Here is a 20373-nt window from a genome sequence, read left to right on the forward strand (position 1 = left end):
CCCGCCGAAGCGGGTTGGGATGTTGCATGCGCAGTCTCAGTCTTTATGCCACCTTCACGATGACACGGGCGCGTCCATCGTCTTCGATGGCGATGACCTTGCCGATGGCACGCATATATTGCTGGAGCGTCATGTCTTCCTCACTGATGGCAATGCCCGCAATGCCCTCGCCTTGCTGCACCGGCAAGATGAACTGTCCGGAAGTGGCTCCCAGGACGTTGCATGGCACCTGACCGGCGAAAGCGATGCGGTCGACCGTCTGGCGCAGCGCTTCGAGTGCCGCATCGAAGGCACGCCCGGGAGCCTGCCGAACAGCCCACTCTTCATCCGTATCGCCTGCCAGCGGCACCTCGCGGTATACGGCAGCCTTGGCGGGAATCGCCGGCGAGAGCAGGGTCAGGCCATCGTAGACGGCTTCGACTGCAGGTTGCGCTTCGCTGACCAGTTGCGATTCAACGCGATCAACAGTACGCGTCACGGATGCCGGACGCTGGCCAAGTTGTTGCGACCATTTGTCGCCACCCACCATGCAGGGATCGGTGGATTTCACGGCAAACGAGATGGCGTCGCCCCAGCGATCGGTCAGCTTGCCATCCGCGCCGATGCCGATCAACTGACCTGCCGCGACGATGCCGCATGCAGGAGACTTCAACATGTATTCGGCATAGTCGGCGCCACTGGCATTGATTGTGCCGGCGGCATTGATGCTGCGGCCGGTGGCCTGGACGCCCACATACAGCACGGCGGTGCTCCCTGCCCACGATGCGGTACCGGCGCCAGCCAAAACCGCCAGGGTCGCCGTCGCCGGTTCGCCAGTACGGCCCACGTACAGTATCTCTCCCGCCGGTGTCGTGTCCTTGTAAATAGTATGGAGATCGCGCGCGCCCGCACTTGTGGAGGCCGGACCGCAGCGCATATTGCCCGGCCACGCCACCTGGCCCGTGCCGGTAACGCCCAGCAAAGGTGCGGAGAAAGTCCCGGTGCTTTCATCATAGGCCCGCAGATTCATCTTGTAGCCTTGATAGTAAAGGCTCCCGGCTCCTGCCGAGGTGGACCAGAGGAAGCGGCCGGGAAACGCAGCGCCAGGTATGCCACCGACACCAAGCGCACCCACTTCGTAATATGTGTTTGCCAACAATGGATTGCCGCCATTCGGTATCGTCAAGCTGCTTTGCTGTGCGCCGCGCGTACCTGCATGAATGGTTTTAGGACCATTTAACGTTGAGTTGGTCTGCAACTCGACGGCTCCCGGTCGCACCGTCATGGCCGGTGCGCCGCCAACACTCAGCGCATACACAGCGATGGCATCCCACGAATCCTTGGGCGGCTCGGTCCCCAGGAACTCCAGCTTTTGCTGAAACCACATGTTTGAATCGATGTAGCAGGACAGCGTGGAAAACTGCACCGCGCCCACATAGATGACGCCATCGCTGCCTATCTTTACTCCCTGGATATCGGCATGCTTGCCATCGCCGGTGCTGTACCAGGAGCCGCGAATCTTGCCGTCGTTATCACAACGCAACAAAATGACCGTTTCGATGCCATTGGAGAAACCTTCGTAGGATGAATACGAGGTCGCACCGGAAATCCGGATAGTGGCTTCGCCGCCCAAGGCGGCCACATTGAATTTGGCAATACGCCACCAGCCATTGCTTAGACCAACATTCTGCTGCTGGCCAGGGCCACGCACCGCCATGGTAATGAAGCTCGGCGTCGTGATCGGTCCTGACATGGTGCCGCCAGTTAAAGGCAGCGCATTGTACGGTCCCGCCGCAAACGCCCGATCCATTTCATTCAATTTCTCGTTGACGTTGGGCATACCGTCATAAAATTTATCCGCCATTTAGATTCCTTCAATTTGTAGTGGTGCTGAATAAGTGTCAAAGTACGGCGTAGTTACCGCATCGCTATTGCTGGCTTTGCCATACAACATGTAGTCCTGCTCCAGCAGCGGATCCGGGTTTTCCGGGAACAAACTGAACAGCATCGCCTTGCCCTTGCCGTTCTCGCGCAGGATGCGCATGAAGCGCGCCCGGTCCATCGATGTCAGGTGCGTCAGATTGATGCTCAGCTTGTCGCTGCTCGTACCCAGCGCAGTTTTCAGGTTGCCTGCACCCGTGCGGTAATTTTCACTGCTATCCTGCGTCTGCAACTGGGCGCCATACTCGGCGTTGTATTGCGGTGAACAGTAATTGCCCACCACCAGCCGCGAGATTTCCAGGTAGCCTTCCGGGCTTTGTGGCGCAGACACGTCGATCACTACCTGGCGCACGCGCACAGGAGCGAACCATGTCACGCCGTCCGCGCCGCCGCCGCACGGCCAGGTGTTTGCACCGCCCCACTGATAGGCGTTCCAGCCGAGCGGCAGAACGCCCCAGGGATAGGAGCCATGCACGGCAGCCGGGCACGGGAAGATGCTGCCTGTGTCGAATACCGGCACGGCGTCGCCCGGCTGGGCATAGCCGCGCACGCGCATGCGCGCGCTGCTGGTCATGTTGGTGGAGATCAGCGCCACGCAGGCGATGGACTCCTGCGTCGGCCAGGTGGCGGTGATGGTCTGTGCAGTGCCGCTGGCGCGCAGCACGGCGTTCTTGCTGTCGCGCTGCAGGTTGGCCGGGCCCAGTTCGCCGGTTTGGCTCGAGGCAGTCAGCACCGCGCGGTCAGCGGCGTTGTCGTGGATGATGCGAAGATTGCTCATGGCGGCAATGCCCTTTCCAGAATGAGGTAAGTGATTGGTGAAATAAACCCAGTGGCAACGCCGATAGGCTCGGTGGCGGCAATTTCCCAGCGCCGCTTCGACAGCATCACCTCGACTATCCCGGTACTGGTGGACGAAATGAAAAAACCCGCCGAAGCGGGTTTGAGAGGGATGACTGCCTGGTCACACGGCCTTGACCATCACATAAGCCCGGCCATCTGGCTCGATCGAGATCACGCGGCCGACTGCCTGCAGGTACTGCTTCATGCTGAGATCGTCCTCGTGCACGGCGATGCCCTTGATGCCGGCGCCGTCCTGCACCGGCACGATGTAATCACCAGGCTGGGTACCCAGCACGTTGACCGGCACGCGGCCGGCGATGGCGATGCGGTCGACTGTCTGGCGCGCGGCTTCCAGCGCCGCGTCGAAGGCGGCCATGGCTTCGGCGTCCTGCAGCACGGCGGCGTTGTGGGCGGCCAGTGCGGCAGCGAAGGCTTCCTGCTTCTCAGCCCATTCGTCGTCGCTGTCGCCGGTTTCGGTCACCACGTCCTCGTATTCGGGTGGGTTGGTGCCAGGTACTGCCTGCTTCGCGACCACATCTTTACTGCGGAGGGGGTGAGTCGGGGCGGGCCCAGCCTGGGGAGATGGTCGCTGCCCGACCTCATTCGCCCAGGAGTCGCCACCGACGAACGAGGGCGCTGTCGATTTGATCGAGAACATGATGGCATCGGCCCACTTGTCAGTGACCGTGTTGTCGGCTGTGATACCGACTATTTGGCCGGGGGAGACGACACCGCAGATTGGACTTTTGAAAATGTACTCGGCATAGTCGTTGCCGCTAGTATTTACTGTTCCACCGGTTCTAATACTGCTGCCTGTTACAGTATGCGTCGCCACATTCAAGGCGGCCCCTGCACTGTTTCCATAGTTGCCACTAACTACATACGCATTAACGCAGTTGCCAATACGAAGTTTCGGGGAACCTTGCGGCTGTGTATTGGGTTCCCCAATATCAAGAATACCGGGTATGGTTACTAAGCCGTCTCCTTTAATGTCAAGTAATGCACTGGTCCAATTACTGCTGCCAGTGTCATAAGCCCGCAGAGTAAGATGATACCCCGGGGTATAGAGCACACTCCCGGGGGCTGTCAGAAAACCAAAATGCCCGGGATAAGCAAGGCCAGCTACACCAGATACCCCGAGTCTTAAAGTTTCAAGGGGAGCGGCAGTGCCTCCAGCAATGCCACCCGCAAGGAACGAATTGCATCCTGATGCCACGTCGCCATTCTGCCCGGTATAAATAGCGTCTGAAAACATGGTTGACCGTGCTCCTCCCAATCTCCCAGTAACACCTTTCCAACGCGGGGCAATGTGGATGGGGTTGGCCGGGGAAGTAGCCGAGTCAAAAACTATTGTTCCAACTGGCGTTGAGTTAGTCTCAACCGGCAATGCATACGTTGTTGTGCCAATTCCCGTTAAATCGAATGAAATGGTTGAAAAAACCCCGGCATCAAAAAAAGCATAGACGTCATTCTTCCCGTCTGCACGTCGCACAACCATAATCCGAGATTGCCAAATTACCGGACCTTCAATATGCCAGTCCACGTAGAAACCGCCTCGCACGCCCATAAATATCGTGAAGGGAGATGAAGTAGACGCCGCCCAGCCATTATTGAATACGCCCCGAATAAGAAGATTTGAAAGTTCCCCTAAACTTTCTTCGTTCATTGTGGCGATAAGGAGCCAGCGAGTGGTTCCAGTTCCTTGCGATAAAAAGTTAAAGCCATACTTGGCAGTCGTTCCAGCACCGATAGGTGGGCCTGATCTGACAGGAATTGCAGGATCAAGCCACTCCGGGGTCATGTATCCATTCGGTCCGCCAAGCGGCGACCGCCCCACAGCTGGCGCATACGATGCCACTACGGCACCGCGCCCCGCCAGCTCATTCAAGCGCTGGATCGTATCCTTCTGACCATAGTAAAAAAAATCACCCATTACAGTTCCTCGATTTCGATGTTGGTGGCATATGCCTGGAAAGATGGCGTGGTGATGGCGGCCAGATTGGCCAAACGCCCATACACCTGGTGCGCCTGCTCCAGCTCGACGTCGTCGCTATCCGGATACAGGCTGACAAAAAGTGGGCGTGACAGTCCGTTGCCGCGCACGATGCGCCACAGCTCGGCGCGGTCCAGCGGCGTCATGTGATCGAGCGCCAGCGACAGCTTGCGGTACATCACGCCCCGCTCCACCTTCTGTTCGCCGGCGCCATTGCGGTACTGGCTGCTGGTATCGATTGGCGTGACACCGGCGCCATACGACGCGTTCTGCTCGGGACTCCAGTAAGGGCCAGCCACCAGGCGCGCGGCCTCGATGTAGCCGGCAGGATTGTCGGGGTCGGCCAGGTCGATCACCAGCTTCCTGATGCTGCGCATCTGGAACCAGCAGCGGGCGTAGGTACCGCCGCCGTAACTGTAGGCATTCAAGCCCAATGGCAATGCGCCCCAGTCCCACATGCCCAGCCGCGCATACTCGCACGCTGGCATGACGCCCGTATCGAATGCAGGCGCAGTGTGGCCAGGCTCGATGTAGCCGCGTGCGCGGATGGTCGCCGCTGGAGTCAGGTTACAAAACGGCAGCGCCACGCCGCCGATGATTTCCGGTGACGGCCATGTTGCCGTGATGCTCAGCGCAGCGCCGGTTGAGCGCAATACCAGAGACTTTCCCTCGCGCTGCAGGTTAGCCGGCCCCAAGGTGCCGGCCTGGCTCGATGCGGTCAAGATCGCTCGGTCAGCGGCGTTGTCATAGAGAATACGTAGAGTTTTCATTAAACTTTCACCAGTTTCCAGGTGATCTCAGTTGGGTTGATGTAGCCGTTCCCACTGACCGGGGTCCAAGTAAATCGAATGTATATCCGATTATCGAGAGGCAAGAGGGAGGCTCCATTGTTGAGGCCATCACCAACAACAATAGACGCTTCGCCATAACCATTGCAGCCACCGCGCCAGCTCTGACCACCTGAAATCGTGGCATTGGCCAAAAAAGTGTCCGACGGTACGGCATGCCATGTAGACTCGAATGTATGCCCGGTATCGATATAAACAGTAAATGGACGATATTCGTTACCAGTCCATCCCACTATTCCTGGCGAGATATACTCCACTCCATGCTTCACCAGATTCGGTGGCGACAAGATTCTGCGGGCAAAAGTACCTTCGCCATCGGCGGTGATACGCACTGCTCCCGAGCCAGCATAGATAAACGGCATACTGCCGGTAGCGTTAAAATCGATAAACGTCGTATTATTTTCGTTCTGACCACGTCCGGCAATAATGGTGGATGCCGTCAACGTCCCGGAAAAAGTTCCCTTTGCCCCTATCAGTTCACCACGAAAAGTTCCGCTATTCGCATAAAAATTCCCGTTCCGGTCCAAAAGCCACCCCGTATCCCAGCCATTCCAGTTGCTGCTGTAAATGTCGCCACCGATCTGGGCGTTTAAGATGGCGGCGTTGGCGATGTAAGTCGGCGAATTGGACGGCGTGATCTGGCCATAAAGATTGTCTCCAAACCTCGCTCCTGGGCCATCGGCCCAAGCCGATGGCACCGTCTGCGCGGCAAGCGCCACGCCGAAGTACCACGACGAGGTAAAAAGGTAGGCGTCGACGGCACCTTTGCCAACAAGCACGCCGCGCACAGACGCGTAAGCGGCCCCTGCCGGCGCCACAGCAAATACAACGGATCTTGGCCACACGCTCAGGGGGCCTGTAGTCGACACGTCGTCCACAGCGTTCCCACCCACCTCCGTTATATACTTGTCTGCGGCGTCGTAAAAGGCAACATTCGCCGCCCCCTTGCAGCGGTGAGTCGTCATGTAGATACTGAATTCATAGTGCACACCGGAAATCACCGGAAATTTTCGGAATGCGCCTGCCTGCCTCGGGGTCATGATAGCCACCGCATCTACTGGAACAGTCCCGGGGCACCGCATGTAGACGCCACCGGCGCCGGTCGGGCGGTAGAGCTCTGGACTCTCAACAACGGCGGTTAGCCCCGGGGCGAAGGAATATTCCACGCCGAAGCCCACCACGGTGCCAGGGTACGGACCGGAATTACTGATCAGATTGCCTGCGCCTATCCCTGCATTCATAAAGTTCGACGTCAAGGGCGTGCCGGCGCTGAGGATAATGTTGCCAGCTGTATCCTTGATGCTCAGCCCTCGCGCATCAATCTTTTCGGCTGTAACTGAGTCTGCCGCCAGCGCCTTTGTTGCCACTGTTCCAGGCACAAGCAGGTTTCCATTTAATACGGTTCCCAGTTCCAGCCATCCACCATCGACAAAGAACTTCGTCACCGCATGCGTCGCGTCATACAAGGTCACCACGTCGCGGTTGAGCGGTGCGCCATATCCGGCGTGGCCCAGCTCATACACGGCCGACGCATCCGACCAGGCCGAGTAACCAGGCGCCGTCACCGTCACCGTGCCGCGCTGGCCAGTAGCACCGTCGGCGGCCAGGCGCGCAGCGGCGGCCCATTCGCCTGGCGCGATGTCGTCGGCCGCCGCACTTGAAACGGCCGTGGCGCCGGACATGAACAGATAGGCGCCGCCCGCCGACGGCACCTGGGTGGACCAGCCGTTGTTCAACCCGGCCAATTTGCCCGTGGCAAACGTAAACGTGCAGACAGCCGTGGGCAGCGGTGGCGCAATATTGGTCGCGCCACGCTGGTAGATGGGTACGGAAATCACGTTCAAACCATCAGTGCCGTCCTTGGCCAGCTGCACCGCCCCCGCCCACTCATTGGCGGCGATATTGTCCGTGGCATTGCGCGAACTGGCGGCGGCCACACGCACGTACAGCGGCGCCGTGCCGGCCGGGATATTTTTCGACCAGCCATTGGCCAAATCATTGCCGACCGGCGTCGTGATGGCGGCGGTACTAAAGGTAAAGATCACGTCGCCCGGTGAATCACCGGGCGCAGCGGCGGCACGCTTGTAGGCGAAGGCCTGGCCCGTGTTCAATCCCGCCAGGCCCGTCTCGCCGGCGGCGCCGTCGAAGACCTTGCTGACCATGTAATTGGCGAGGTAATCAACGCCAAACTCGCGGATACGTGCCTGCACCAGCGCCGTATCGGTAGTCATGCTGGCAAAATCGACCGTGGCCACGTTGCCGTTGACCCGCAACGCCGTGCCGGCGGATACGGAAAACACGATATCACCCACCACGTTCACGGGCTTGGCAGTGATGGGGATCGAGCCGGGCGCGCCCTCGCCGGCGCTATTGACGCGAAAGACGGGCGTGCTGGCGGACATCAGGATCGCCTTGCCATCGGCAACGGTACTGAAACGCTCCGCCGTTGCCTGCAGCAGCCTGTCGCGCTCCCCCACAATCGCGCTCATACGAGCACCCCCACCGTCACCCGGCCCGTCAGCCAGAAGCGCGACAGCAGCACCACCACGCCCGGTACGCCATCCTGCAAGCCGAAGCGCTCAACGCGCAAAGTTACGGGCTGTCCCAATTCGAGCATCATCATCTCGGGTTCTCCATCGAATTCATAAATGGTGCGCGGCACCTTGTTCAAGGCCAGGCGCCGCTGCGCTTCCGCGCGGGCGTCGGCCCGCGTCTTCAGGCATGTATCGATCTGCACCGGGTCGTCGCTCAGGCGATAGCGCGCACGCACCGCCTCATCGACCACCGTCTCCGTCAGCCATTCCGTGGCGTACAAATCCGCATGCGCGGGCGGAATGCTGGTCGTCAGGGCGGCTTGCAGCGTGTAGTTGCGGTCGAAGCCGATCTTCACGGCCGCCGTCACCGGCACGCGCTGCGCGGGACGCAAGGAGCGCTCGCGCATCTGCTCCGGACCGATCTCCACCGGCACGCCGGCGGCCGGCAACGCGATCTGCACCAGGCGCAGCTGGCCGGTGCGCGACATGATCGCCTGGGCCCCCACGCTGGCCGCCAGCTGCTGGATGGCTTGCGCCTGGTTCGCGCGGTCCGCTACATACAGGCCCACCGGCTGCGGGTGTGCCGCATCGAAGGCGGCCAGGTTGACCAGGTCCAGGTCGTCCGGGGTAAAACGGTCGGCCGCCTTGCCGTAGGCGGTGGCGATGCGCTGCACCAGCGGGGCGATGCGCGGTGCATAGCCGCCGCCCTTGTCGCCCTGCACGCTGGCCGTGATCGTGGTGGAAAACGGATCGGTCGTCAGGTTGAAGCGCCCCGCCTGGTCATTGAGCGCCACGGCGATCGGCTTGCCGTTGGTGCGCACCTCGAACGTCGATTCGACCGCGCCGAGAAAACCGTACTCCAGGGTGGCTGGATTGGTCAGCAAGGGCGCCACGTTGTGGCATTCGCCAAACGGAATTGGCAGGATGGCGTCCTTGTTCGGCGTCGTGCCCCCCAGCTTGGCTTCGGAAATCGGCGTATTCAGGCGCTGCAGCTTGTCGCGCAGTACCAGGTTGACCGACTCGCGTCCCGCACTGGCCACGTCGGCGATGATGCCGTCGAAGACCAGCCGGAAGTCGGCGCGCGGCCACGATGCATCGCCGGCCCAGGCCTTGATCGGCCGGTTCATCCAGACGTCATCCAGCCAGCCATCGAGAGCCCCGTCGGCGTTATCGAGTTCGATATCGCCGCCCGACAGCCCCGCCTCGCCGGACAGGCTGACCTGTTCCGTGAAGGCCAGGCCGCCCTTGGCCAGCGGCTGGTACGCGGTATTCGCCGGCACCTCAACCGGCCCGGTGACGTAGGGCCGCGAGGCGATATACCGCGTCACCTCACTGCCGGCCACGTTCACCTGCGCCTCGATCAGCACCATGCGGATGGCCGACGGGCTTTGCAGCCAATCCTGAAATTGCGCATCGGTCATGCGTATTCTCCTTTCACTGCATTGGCCCAGGCGGATGCCCGGGACGATTTATCCACGCCATCGACCACCGTCCTGGCGGCGTTGGCATTCGATTCAAAGGTAGCCTGGATGGTGGCGCCCGTTTGCGCCCGCTGGTCGGCGCGCAAGCCTTCCAGTTCGACACGCATGGCCTGGTTGTCTTCGCGCAGGCCGCGGATTTCGGCCACCAGCACCTCGGAGCCGACGTTCGCCGCCGACGAGTAGCGCACGGGGTCGAAGACTACCGCTGCAACAGGGGAAGTCATCGCAGCCAGTGCCGCGACCACGGGAGGATTACCGAGTTGCACCCCCAGATCCGCCGCACCGCCCATCGCCGCCCGCAGGCCGGCGATGGCTTGTACCACCGTCAGCACGCTGTCGTTGATGGTGATCAGGCCTGACACCTGGGCATGGAGCGCATCCAGGCTGGCCTGCTGCACGTCGACCTGCGCGGCAGCCCATTTCAACGCTTCCTTGTTCGCTTCCACCACGCGGGCGTAATCGGCCGCATAACGTGCGTCGGACGCGTTGACCACCTGCGAGGCCGTCAAAAAGGCCTGCTCGGCGGCAGACAAACCCGATTGCGCCGTCGTGTCGCCCGCATTCGCGGCCGCCAGGGTTTTCTCGAACTGGGCCCGCGCTTCAGCGTACTTCTGCTCAGGCGTCAGCGTCGACTGGGCCCCCAACGCCATGCTGGAGTTCAGGCCATTCAGGGTCGTCACCCACGATTTCGATTTCTCCAGCGCCGACTTGGCCGCCGCCGATTCCGTCTCGTAGGCCTTGGCCAGCGCATCCTTCGCGCTGGTCACCGCCTTGACAGCCTGGATCTGGTCAAACAATCCCCGATTACCGTCGGCGATGCCGGCGCGCTGGGCGGCCAGCAATTGCGCTTCGCTTTGCGTCAGCTGATTCAACTGCTGTTGTAAGTCCCGCCGTTCGCTGGCGATGTCGCTGGCCGTCTTGCTCACTACGGCCAGCTCGCCCGTGGCGGCGCTGAGGTCGGCGGCATAGTCGGCCGCCTTCTTGAACGGTTCGGCCAAGGACAGCAGGGCCACATACAATTCAGCCGACCCTTCTTTTCCGATAGCCACGCCATCAGCAGCGGACAGTACGGCAGCCTTGAAGCCATCCATCGTCGTCACGCCACCCAAGCTCAGCTTGCCCATGGCGTCATTCACCGAATTGGTGATCGGCGCCATTCTTTCGGCTTCAGTCAGGAAGTTTTCGACGAAAAACCCCGTACCACTTGTCAGTTTATCGATACCACCAGCTGCGTCGATCAGATGTTCGCTCAACTTCACGGCACCCAGGCCTGTCGTATTGAATGCCTTGCCCAGCACCGCCAGTACATCCGTCACTTGCATGTAGTCATTCGCAACGCGCGCCAAGGTTTCCAGATACCCCTCGCCGACCTTCTGGTACTGCTCCAGGCCGCCCACACCAAACTTGGCCATATCGTCGCCCAGCTTGGAAAAGGCAGCTTCCAGCGCTTTCTGAATCTCGTCACCTTTCAGGTCTTTCAGCGAGATCTTGCCCAGATCGACCACGAAGGACTTCAACCGCGCGTTGAATGCATCACCGCCCATTCCCAGCATGCCGGCCGCCGCCTTGACGGTATCGGAAAGGCCGAGAATGACTTTACCGAATTGATCGTTCGCTTCGCGGTCGAGACCACTCAATGCCGTACGTTTCTTGTCACGGGAAAACCAGCCACCCGACGTCTTGGTATCCGTGTACTGACTGGCCGATACGCCTCCCTCCTGAATGCTGTCCAGCGTAGCCTTGTGCAACATGAGGCCCGTGTCGATCGTCGTCGTTTTACCGCCGAAGATAGAGCCAAGGATGCCGCCCGTGATTTTTCCGACCAGCCCTCCTGTCAGCTTATCGAGCGTCAGGCCAATGACACCTCCCGTGATGGCAACGCCAAGTGCGGAAGAGCCAAACGTCGCCGCGCTGCCCTTGCTATCCGGCGCCATCGCGCCCGTCACGCCGGAATTGCGCACCAACAGTCCGCCCAAGCCACCTATGCCCGCCGCCACCTGGCGCAGCGAGTAAGCCATCGAGGCGGAGTACGCGAGCCCGAGTCCGGAGTTTTTCTCCATGATTTCCAGCGAATTCGCGATCGAATTACTCTTTGCGCTGCTGTCGCCCAATACCGTGCCCGTGCCAGTTGCCGCCTGCCTGTCCTTGGCGGTGGTATCGCCACCACCGCCGCCGGAAACGGCAACGCCGATGGCCATCAGCATGCCAGCCACCATGGCGAATGCGCCGATGTTGGCTGGGAATGGCGCAGCCAGCGAAGCGGCAAGGGCCGACGTTCCGTAGGCGCTGGACTTGGCCGCTTCCGCCGCAGCCACCGGAGCGACAGATGCCGCAGTACTTGTAACTTCCGCAGTCGTCGCTGCTGTTTTCGCCGTCGTCACCAGGGTGATATTCGTTAGTTTTTCAAACAGCGACTTGGCATTCATGGCAAATTCATAGGCACGGAAGCCTTTTTCCACCTTTTCCATGAGTTCATAGCCGGCCGACTTCTCTTTGAAAAAGCCTTTCGCGGCAGTCGCCATGTCGTGATACTGCTTGACCGTGGCCCTTTTCCTGTTTTCCTGCGCCTTTTCCTGCCCTTTTTCGGACGGGTCTTCCTTCACTTCCTTGGCGAAGTTAAAATCGATATCGTCCTGCGCCTTCCTGAAGCCCAGCAAGGCCGTGGTCATTTTTCCGATAGTGCCGCCCACCTTGCCAAACGCGCGCTCCAGCTTTTCACCGAACGTCTTGGCAAATTCACCCGCCTCCTTCCATTCCGCCTCGCTATATTTGCGTGTGGGGGTTGCCGGTGCTGCCTTTGCCTTGACATCGGCGGCCTCTTTGCCTGCCGTGTCCAGCTTGTCCTGGCGCAGCTCCTCAATCGCAAAAGCGCCATATTTGGCGCCTGCGCCGGCCGTGGCTGTGCTACCTGCGGCGCGGAAAGCCGCCAGCCGCGTATAGGCATTGCCCAGGCCATTGACCACCTTGAAGGCATCGGCCAACGACTTCGCCTCGCCGGCATTCCATGTCCCCAGGGCCTTCGAGGCGGCGGTGGCATCGCGTGCCTGCTCGGCCAGGGCGCGCAGCAACACCGCCGACGATTCCGCCTCCGTATTGGCCGCCTTCATGCCCTCGGCCGCAGCCAGGCTGGCCTCGCTGATTGCTTTCAGTACCTGTGTGGTATCGGTCGCCTTCGTCAAGTCAATGACAAGTTTTAATTCTGTTATCTCTGGCATGGTTGGCCCATAAAAAAAGGCCGCGCATGGCGGCCGGGTTGGAAAATGCGGGTCAGCCCGCCGCATGCTGGTGCGACAGGAACAGCGCGTCGAGCTGGTCCAGCAGCTGGTGCTCGAACGGCTCGATGGCGATGGCGTGACGCGCCTGCCAGGCGAGGATTTCCGTGCTGGCGATGGGGTTGACGGCCATGCCGTTCTGGCGCTTGCGGTTCAATTGCACGAACCATTCCCACACGTGGGCCAGCTCGAACGGCATGGGCGGCGTCGCCTCTTCGGGCGGCGCGCGGTACAGCGGATGGCGCCGGGCCGCATCGATGTGCTCGCCCTTGGCATGGCCGTCGGCCGCCCGCGCGCCGCGCTCGAACTGGTGCCCGGCGTAGCGCAGCAGGCTGGCCGTCAGAGTTTCAAAAAATTCGACTCGTTTTCCAGCGCCGTGGTGACCTTTTCCTGCCAGGTCGGGTATTTTTCAAAGGCCGCTTCCAGCAGCGCGGCATCGAGCGGCACGGGTGCACCATTGCTGGTGAAACCGTACCAGCCGGTGACCACGGCCAGCGCCAGGCGCTTCTGGTTGCCGTCGATGGCTTGCACCAGCAGCTCCGCGCCTTCGTCGGTGGACGCGTCGATGGCCGTCTTGCGGCGCGCCGATTTCTTGTAGCCCTCGGCGCGCACGGCGTTGTTGGCCAGGCGGTATTGCTCGCTGTTCTTGCCGACGATGGTCAGGCCGGCCACCGCTTCGCCATCCGCGTCGAAGATGACGGGCACGTCGAAGGTGACGGGAGTGGCAGCCGCGTGGATGTTGCCGATGTCGAAACCTGCCTGGATTTTTTGTGCGTTGTTCATGTGTGCTGCTTTCTGGATGAAGTAGAAAAGTATAAAAAAGGCCGCCATCACGGCGGCCCCGGTACAGACGCTAGCCGCTTACAGCGCGCTGTCCTGGATGCTCAGGGTGGTCGCTTCATGCTGCGCGTCGGTGCCCTTGTAGCGCAGGACGTCGAAGGCGCAGGTGACGATCTTGTTTTTTTCGCCGTCGTCGATCTTGGCCGAGGTGATCTTGATGCGGCCCATGGCCAGCGCCAGCACGTCGGCCGTCGGCGCCGTGCCCGACGCCATGGCGTAGGCCAGCGGGATTTCCGTCTCGGACTTGAAGTAGTCGAGGTAGGTGGCGTCCTGCAGCAACACCGTGAACTGGCCCGAGCCCATCACCTTGCCGCGCGAGGCGGCCGTGGCGTACTTCGAGCCGATCACCGGATCGACCTTGACCTGGCCGTCGAGCGAGACGGACATGCCGGTGCAGATCTGCGACGGGATGCCGTTCACGGACAGCATGGCCGTGGCGCCCGAGAACTTGCCGGAACCCGGCGCGGCCAGCGGCGTGGGGAAGTACGGCACGGCCGTGGTCGGGCCTTCCGCCTTGCCCATCAGGGTGAAATCGAGGCTGGTGATGCCGTTCGGCTGCACGGCGATGTCCATCTTGCTGACCAGCTGGTCGACGAAGCTGCGATGCACGCCGATCTTCGGGTCCTGCACTTCGGCCGTGAACCAGTCGGTGGTATGGCCCGTCAACGGGGTGAAACTGCGCTTGCCCACCGCCGCCACGCCGACCGAGTCGCCGGCCGCCTTGACGATCATCGCCGAACCATCCATAAACTGGCCATTCAGGTTGGTGGCCGTCACCGACGTGACGAAAAAGTTCTTCGCGTTGTTGGCGGCGGCCGGTGCCGTCATGCCGGTGATGCGCACCACGCTGCCGGCGCGGAAACCCTCCGCCAGCCAGGAACCGGCGCTGCGCGTCAGGCCCGTGGCGGCAGCGGCGATGGTGGTTTGCGCGGCAGCCACGCCGCCTGCCGTGAAATCGCGGCGCAGCAGCGCGGCCATCAGCGGTGCATACGTGCCGCACGCCGCTTCGGCCTTGATGGCGCCCGTGGTGCGGAAGTTGCCCAGACGGGTATCGCCCTGCTGCTGGCTGGCGTCGATTTCGGCGCTCGCGTATTTGTCCGCTTCCGTGTCGAAGGTGGCCGTGACGCGGGGATAAATCTGGCCGCCGCCGGCGGCGGCCTTGCTGCCTTCGGCGCTTTGTTTGCTGATAACGATCAAGCTGTCGATACCGTTTGCTGTCGATGCCATAGTTGTAAAACCTTTCGTGGGATGAAAACCGCCGGAGCGGCCTTGTGGGAAAAACTGAAAAATGGGCGATGAAACGAAAAAGCCCGCACACGGTGAGGTGGCGGGCTGGCGTCCAGATGGCGCGGGGCCATGCCGGACGGAAGATGGGCGAAGGGGCCATGAAGGCCGTTCGCTGCGCTGAATTCCCCTATCGGTGTCGCGCCGAAAGCGCGTCTATTACGAGTGGAGAAGCATGTGGTGTACTGCGGTGTGACGGGTGTTGCCGGTGTTGCTGTTGCTGCCTGATCGAGACTCTATTGTAGGGGCGTTTTTTTCAGCGCCAGGCATATTGCAAAAAATTTGTCAGTGACCGAGGCGGCGCATGGCGCGGGCGCCGTGCGACTGGAAGATGGCTTCCAGTTCGCTGACCATGTCCTTGATGCGTTCGAGCTCGAAGCCGCCGGAGCAGCTGATGGCCGCTTCGCCGGCGCCGTGGCACGCCTTGCAAACGACGGGCGCGCCGGCCTGCATGGCGGCGACGACGCCCGTGCCGTGGCAGACCTTGCATTTGCTGTCGAGCCAATGCGCGAGCGACGCTTCGGCCACGCGGCGGTACAAGGTATTGGCCGCCTGCGCATCCCAGGCCGTCTGCGCCTTGACCCAGCGCCGCGCGCGGCCCCTCTGCGTCACGGCCGCCGTCCAGGCGCGCAGCAATTGGGCCAGGTTGCCCGCATTGCCCTCGAACAGGCGGCTGATGGTGCCGTCCGCGTACTTGACGCGGCACAGCAAGGCGCCCATGTCGCCGGCCAGCGCGGCCGCCGCGATCACGTCCAGGTCGTGGTGGACGGCATCGTCGCGCAGGTTCCGCGACGACAGCGATGCGATGAATTTTTCTGCAAATCCCATGATTTCTCCTCGTTGATGCTAATCGTTATTCCGTGCCGGGCCAAACAGCGCCGCCACCAGCGGATCGCGGTGCGCCGTGCCGCGCGCCCAGCTGGCCGTGCGGCGCACCTGCGGCGGCAGTTCGGCCCAGCCGTCAACCTCGTCGTCCTGCTCGCCCAGCGCATACAGGGCGGGCCGCTGGCGCCCCGGTTCCGTGCAATGGCGCTGCGCCAGGTGAATCTGTCCCATGCCGCACATGTGGCGCAGATAGCGGCTCATGGTGCCCGCATCGAGTCCCAGCAAGGCGGACAACTGCGCCGCGCTGGCCTGGCCCTGCTCGCGGATGTACTGCGCGATGCGGGCGATATGCAGCTGCGACTTCTTGCTGCGTCCCTGTAACTGGCGCCCCTGCCGTGGCGCCGCCCTGCCTTCAACCAACTGACTGCTGTTCAACATCTGCCTGACCTCCCGTGGTGCTGCCCACCGGCAAACGCTGTAGTGCGTTTGCGACAGGCAACGAGTGGACTTTATCAATCGCTAATGTTAAAGTCAAGCATTTGGTAATTTATCAAACGGTAAATTTCAGGTTTAATGTGGAGATGAATATGTATCAATACAGACGCGACCGCCTGCTGGCCCTGATCCGCGAGCACTACGACAACACGCGCAAGAAAATTTCCGACGTCAGCGGCTGGAGCGAGGCGCGTATCTCGCAAATCCTCTCGCCCACGTACCGCGAAGGACGCGCCTTCAGCGAAAAGATCGCGCGCAAGCTGGAAGCGGACCTGCAGCTCGACAGCATGTACTTCGACCAGGGTGCGGCGCCCGACCAGGCGACGCTGGCCGCGCGTGCCCTGGGCGCGCCGGGTGAAGTACAACCGGTGGTGGTGGTCGATGGCGAGGATGAGCGCTTCTACCCGATCCGCAAGGTGAAGCTGCGCCTGTCGGCTGGCATCACGGGCTTTGCCATCGAACCGGAAACGCACGACGGCAGCACCATCAGCGTGCCGCGCAGCTGGGTCGAGCGCAATGGCTACCACCCTGAAAAACTGGTGGCGATCAAGGTCAAGGGCGAGAGCATGGAGCCGGCCCTGTACGAGGACGACGTGGTGATCATCAACACGGCCGACAACCGGCCGGCCGATGGCATTGTGTTTGCCATCAATTACGAAGGCGAGCCGGTGGTCAAGCGCATGGCGCGCGATATCGGCGAATGGTGGCTGACGTCGGACAACCCGGATCAGCGCAAATACCACCGCAAGCTGTGCCGCGGCAATGAATGCCTGATCGTGGGCAGGGTCGTGCGCAAGGAAAGCGACCGTATCTGAAAACGAAGTTTATCGATTGATAAACTTCGTTTCCGTCATGGCGCTGACGCCAGCACCGCCTGGATCTGCTGCAGCGATGCCGGATCGTCCATCGACGTCAGGTCGCCCGGGCTGCGTCCTTCGCAGATGGCCTGGATCGAACGGCGCAGCAGCTTGCCCGAACGCGTCTTCGGCAACTGCGACACGAACAGCACACGCGCAGGCCGCGCCACGGCGCCAAGCTGGCGGTCGACCACGGCCATCACTTCGCGTTCCAGTGCCGCTTTCGCCTCGACGCTGTCGACACCCTGCGGGTTCTTCAGGATCACGAAAGCCATCGCCACCTGCCCTTTGAGCTTGTCTTCCACGCCCACCACGGCCACTTCCGACACATTCGGATGGCTGGTGATGCTTTCCTCGATTTCGCGCGTGCCCAGGCGGTGGCCGGCCACGTTGATCACGTCATCGGTGCGCCCCAGGATGAAGTAATAGCCGTCCGCATCGCGCACGCCCCAGTCGAACGTCGAATACACTTGCCGGCCGCTGAAAGTGGACCAGTAGGTGTCGACGAAGCGCTCGTCGTCGCCGTACACCGTCTGCATGCAGCCGGGCGGCAGCGGGCCTTCCAGCACCAGCACGCCCTTCTCGTTGGCGCCGCACTCCTCGCCCGTCGCCTCGTTGAGCAGCTTGACCTGGTAACCGTACATGGCCATGCCCGGGCTGCCCAGGCGTGTCGGCGTGTCGGCCACGCCCTTGGCCACCGAGAGGATAGGCCAGCCCGTCTCCGTCTGCCAGTAGTTGTCGATGATGTCGACCTTCAGTTCGTCGGCGATCCATTGCGAGGTGGTTTCATCGAGCGGCTCGCCCGCCAGGTACAGCGCCTTCAGTGACGACAGGTCGTACTTGCGCATCAGTTCCACCGGATGCTTGCGCAGCACGCGGATGGCCGTCGGCGCCGAGAACATGCGCGTGACTTTGTATTTCTCGACGATGCTCCACCAGATGCCCGCATCGGGACAGATGGGCAAACCCTCGTACAGGATGGTGGCCATGCCGGCGATCAGCGGGCCATACACGATGTAGGAATGGCCCACCACCCAGCCGATATCCGAGGTGGCAAAGAAGGTTTCGCCGGGCTTGCCGCAGAAGTTGTACTGCATCGACGACGCCAGCGCCACCGCATAGCCGCCCACGTCGCGCTGCACGCCCTTCGGCTTGCCCGTCGTGCCCGAGGTGTACAGCACGTACGACGGCTCGTTCGATTCGAGCCAGGTGACGGGCACCCGCGCATCCAGGTGCTGCTCGCGCAGGGTCGCATAATCGACGTCGCGCTCAGGCGTCAGTTCCATCGGCACCAGATGGCGGTCGACCAGCAGCACTTGCCGCGGCTTGTGCGCGGCCATGCGGATGGCCTCGTCGAGCAGCGGCTTGTAGGCAATCGCCTTGCCATTGCGCGAACCGGCATCGGCGGAAAACACCAGCTTGGGCTGCGCATCGTCGATGCGGCTGGCCAGGCTGTTGGCGGCAAAGCCGCCGAACACCACGGAATGCACGGCGCCGATGCGCGCGCACGCGAGCATGGCGAAGGCCGCCTCGGCGATCATCGGCATGTAGATCAGGACGCGGTCGCCCTTGACCACGCCCAGCGACAGCAACATGGCGGCGCAGCGCTCCACTTCGCGCTGCAGTTCGCGGAAGCTGTAACTGCGCTCGGTGTTCGTTTCGGTGGAAATGGCGATCAGGGCGGGCGCATCGCCCTGGCTATCGACCCAGCGGTCGACGGCGTTGTGGCACAAATTGGTGGTACCGCCAACGAACCATTTGGCGAATGGCGGCCGCGAATAATCGAGCACTTGCGAAAACGGGGCATGCCAGTCGATCTTGTCCGCTTCCTCGCGCCAGAAAGCGTCGGGCGTGTCGATCGAGCGTTGGTAAAATGCTGCGAAATTCATGTCTCCTCCGGTGTGCGTGCAATCTGTAGCGGGCCTGGGCGCCGCTGATGTGTACCACCTGCCTGCGTATTTCTTCCTAAAACGCGTCGCCGGGCACGCGCACGAAGCCTTCCATCAACACGCGCGCGCTACGGCTCATGATGGCCTTGGTGACGCTCCAGTCGCCATCGACCTGCTGCGCTTGCGCCCCCACCATCAAGGTGCCGGACGGGTGGCCGAAGCGCACGCTGCTTTTTTCGCCGCCGCCCGCCGCCAGGTTGACCAGGGTGCCGGGAATGGCCGCCGCCGTGCCGATGGCGACAGCGGCCGTGCCCATCATGGCGTGGTGCAGCTTGCCCATGGACAGGGCGCGCACCAGCAGGTCGATATCACCGGCTGCCACCTTTTTCCCGCTGGACGAGACATAGCTGGCCGGCTTGGCGACGAATGCCACTTTCGGCGTGTGCTGGCGCTTCGCCGCCTCGTCCAGGTGGGAAATCAAACCCATGCGCAGCGCGCCATGCGCGCGGATGGTCTCGAAACGGGCCAGCGCGGCCGGATCGCCATTGATGGCGTCCTGCAGTTCCGTGCCCGTGTAGCCGATGGCCTGCGCATCGACAAAAATCGTCGGGATGCCGGCGTTGATCATCGTGACTTTCAGCACGCCGATGCCGGGCACGTCGAGGTCGTCGACCAGATTCCCGGTCGGGAACATGGCGCCGCCGCCACCCTCTTCCTCGGCGGCCGGATCGATGAATTCCAGTTTCACTTCGGCGGCCGGGAAGGTCACGCCATCGAGCTCGAAGTCGCCCGTTTCCTGCACTTCGCCATGCGTCATGGGCACGTGGGCGATGATGGTCTTGCCGATATTGGCTTGCCAGATACGCACCGTGGCGATGCCGTTTGCCGGCACGCGGGCGGGGTCCACCAGGCCGCTGGCGATGGCGAACGAGCCGACGGCGGCCGACAGGTTGCCGCAGTTGCCGCTCCAGTCGACGAATGGCTTGTCGATGGAGACCTGGCCGAACAGATAGTCGACGTCGTGCTCAGGCCTGGCGCTTTTGGCCAGGATCACCGTCTTGCTGGTGCTCGAGGTGGCGCCGCCCATGCCGTCGATCTGCTTGCCGTACGGGTCGGGGCTACCGATCACGCGCAGCAGCAAGGCATCGCGCGCCGCGCCCGGCACTTGCGCGCTGACGGGCAAATCCTGCAGGCGGAAGAACACGCCCTTGCTGGTGCCGCCGCGCATGTAGGTGGCGGGGATCTTGATTTGGGGGGTGTGGGTCATTGAAATTCCTGCGTTGAATGGCTGATTA

15 protein-coding genes are annotated in these 20373 nt (G+C 62.0%); 1 reads left to right on the top strand and 14 read right to left on the bottom strand.

Annotation, left to right across the window (positions count from 1 at the left end; all coding sequences use genetic code 11):
- Positions 1-43: 43 nt before the first annotated feature.
- From GCN78_RS06195 to GCN78_RS06250, 12 genes are all read right to left on the bottom strand, one after another.
- The gene (locus GCN78_RS06195) at positions 44-1843 is read right to left on the bottom strand and encodes a hypothetical protein (RefSeq protein ID WP_152250928.1); all 1800 of its coding nucleotides are present in this window, start codon (positions 1841-1843) and stop codon (positions 44-46) included.
- On the bottom strand, positions 1844-2698 hold the full coding sequence (locus GCN78_RS06200; RefSeq protein WP_152250929.1) for a hypothetical protein: 855 nt from the start codon (positions 2696-2698) through the stop codon (positions 1844-1846).
- 183 nt (positions 2699-2881) lie between these two features.
- Positions 2882-4693, bottom strand: coding sequence for a hypothetical protein (locus GCN78_RS06205; protein WP_152250930.1), 1812 nt, complete (start codon positions 4691-4693; stop codon positions 2882-2884).
- Complete coding sequence (locus tag GCN78_RS06210) at positions 4693-5475, bottom strand: hypothetical protein (RefSeq protein ID WP_152250931.1); 783 nt, start codon at positions 5473-5475, stop codon at positions 4693-4695. Before GCN78_RS06210 ends, GCN78_RS06205 begins: the two co-directional genes overlap by 1 nt.
- Before the next feature lie 47 nt (positions 5476-5522).
- Complete coding sequence (locus GCN78_RS06215) at positions 5523-8090, bottom strand: hypothetical protein (RefSeq protein WP_152250932.1); 2568 nt, start codon at positions 8088-8090, stop codon at positions 5523-5525.
- The gene (locus GCN78_RS06220; protein ID WP_152250933.1) at positions 8087-9556 is read right to left on the bottom strand and encodes a hypothetical protein; all 1470 of its coding nucleotides are present in this window, start codon (positions 9554-9556) and stop codon (positions 8087-8089) included. The genes GCN78_RS06215 and GCN78_RS06220 overlap by 4 nt, the downstream gene beginning before the upstream one ends.
- The gene (locus GCN78_RS06225; protein ID WP_152250934.1) at positions 9553-12831 is read right to left on the bottom strand and encodes a hypothetical protein; all 3279 of its coding nucleotides are present in this window, start codon (positions 12829-12831) and stop codon (positions 9553-9555) included. Before GCN78_RS06225 ends, GCN78_RS06220 begins: the two co-directional genes overlap by 4 nt.
- A 52-nt stretch (positions 12832-12883) precedes the next feature.
- Positions 12884-13294, bottom strand: coding sequence for a phage tail assembly chaperone (locus GCN78_RS30080; protein ID WP_461419035.1), 411 nt, complete (start codon positions 13292-13294; stop codon positions 12884-12886).
- The gene (locus tag GCN78_RS06235) at positions 13228-13671 is read right to left on the bottom strand and encodes a hypothetical protein (RefSeq protein WP_070289666.1); all 444 of its coding nucleotides are present in this window, start codon (positions 13669-13671) and stop codon (positions 13228-13230) included. The genes GCN78_RS30080 and GCN78_RS06235 overlap by 67 nt, the downstream gene beginning before the upstream one ends.
- A 78-nt stretch (positions 13672-13749) precedes the next feature.
- The gene (locus GCN78_RS06240) at positions 13750-14955 is read right to left on the bottom strand and encodes a phage tail tube protein (protein WP_152250936.1); all 1206 of its coding nucleotides are present in this window, start codon (positions 14953-14955) and stop codon (positions 13750-13752) included.
- A 342-nt stretch (positions 14956-15297) separates the two neighbouring features.
- Positions 15298-15840 carry a DnaJ-like cysteine-rich domain-containing protein gene (locus GCN78_RS06245; protein ID WP_152250937.1) on the bottom strand — a complete coding sequence of 181 codons (543 nt, stop codon included), beginning with the start codon at positions 15838-15840 and terminating at the stop codon, positions 15298-15300.
- Positions 15841-15858: 18 nt separating this feature from the next.
- Positions 15859-16275 carry a FeoC-like transcriptional regulator gene (locus GCN78_RS06250; protein WP_152250938.1) on the bottom strand — a complete coding sequence of 139 codons (417 nt, stop codon included), beginning with the start codon at positions 16273-16275 and terminating at the stop codon, positions 15859-15861.
- A 149-nt stretch (positions 16276-16424) separates the two neighbouring features.
- Between GCN78_RS06250 and GCN78_RS06255 the strand changes: the two genes are divergently transcribed.
- Positions 16425-17147 carry a S24 family peptidase gene (locus GCN78_RS06255; RefSeq protein ID WP_152250939.1) on the top strand — a complete coding sequence of 241 codons (723 nt, stop codon included), beginning with the start codon at positions 16425-16427 and terminating at the stop codon, positions 17145-17147.
- Positions 17148-17182: 35 nt separating this feature from the next.
- On the opposite strand, the gene GCN78_RS06260 is transcribed toward GCN78_RS06255, so the two are convergent.
- Positions 17183-19078, bottom strand: coding sequence for a propionate--CoA ligase (locus GCN78_RS06260; RefSeq protein ID WP_152250940.1), 1896 nt, complete (start codon positions 19076-19078; stop codon positions 17183-17185).
- Between the two features lie 76 nt (positions 19079-19154).
- Positions 19155-20345, bottom strand: a complete 1191-nt coding sequence (gene prpF / locus GCN78_RS06265) for a 2-methylaconitate cis-trans isomerase PrpF (RefSeq protein ID WP_152250941.1) — start codon at positions 20343-20345, stop codon at positions 19155-19157.
- Positions 20346-20373: the final 28 nt, after the last annotated feature.

It is taken from the genome of Janthinobacterium rivuli (assembly GCF_009208735.1).
Classification (GTDB): Bacteria; Pseudomonadota; Gammaproteobacteria; order Burkholderiales; family Burkholderiaceae_D; genus Janthinobacterium.

Coding starts and splice junctions, on each gene's coding strand:
- GCN78_RS06195 (WP_152250928.1), bottom strand. CDS start 1,843: ATGGCGGATAAATTTTATGACGGTATGCCCAACGTCAACGAGAAATTG.
- GCN78_RS06200 (WP_152250929.1), bottom strand. CDS start 2,698: ATGAGCAATCTTCGCATCATCCACGACAACGCCGCTGACCGCGCGGTG.
- GCN78_RS06205 (WP_152250930.1), bottom strand. CDS start 4,693: ATGGGTGATTTTTTTTACTATGGTCAGAAGGATACGATCCAGCGCTTG.
- GCN78_RS06215 (WP_152250932.1), bottom strand. CDS start 8,090: ATGAGCGCGATTGTGGGGGAGCGCGACAGGCTGCTGCAGGCAACGGCG.
- GCN78_RS06220 (WP_152250933.1), bottom strand. CDS start 9,556: ATGACCGATGCGCAATTTCAGGATTGGCTGCAAAGCCCGTCGGCCATC.
- GCN78_RS06225 (WP_152250934.1), bottom strand. CDS start 12,831: ATGCCAGAGATAACAGAATTAAAACTTGTCATTGACTTGACGAAGGCG.
- GCN78_RS06235 (WP_070289666.1), bottom strand. CDS start 13,671: ATGAACAACGCACAAAAAATCCAGGCAGGTTTCGACATCGGCAACATC.
- GCN78_RS06240 (WP_152250936.1), bottom strand. CDS start 14,955: ATGGCATCGACAGCAAACGGTATCGACAGCTTGATCGTTATCAGCAAA.
- GCN78_RS06245 (WP_152250937.1), bottom strand. CDS start 15,840: ATGGGATTTGCAGAAAAATTCATCGCATCGCTGTCGTCGCGGAACCTG.
- GCN78_RS06250 (WP_152250938.1), bottom strand. CDS start 16,275: ATGTTGAACAGCAGTCAGTTGGTTGAAGGCAGGGCGGCGCCACGGCAG.
- GCN78_RS06255 (WP_152250939.1), top strand. CDS start 16,425: ATGTATCAATACAGACGCGACCGCCTGCTGGCCCTGATCCGCGAGCAC.
- GCN78_RS06260 (WP_152250940.1), bottom strand. CDS start 19,078: ATGAATTTCGCAGCATTTTACCAACGCTCGATCGACACGCCCGACGCT.
- prpF (WP_152250941.1), bottom strand. CDS start 20,345: ATGACCCACACCCCCCAAATCAAGATCCCCGCCACCTACATGCGCGGC.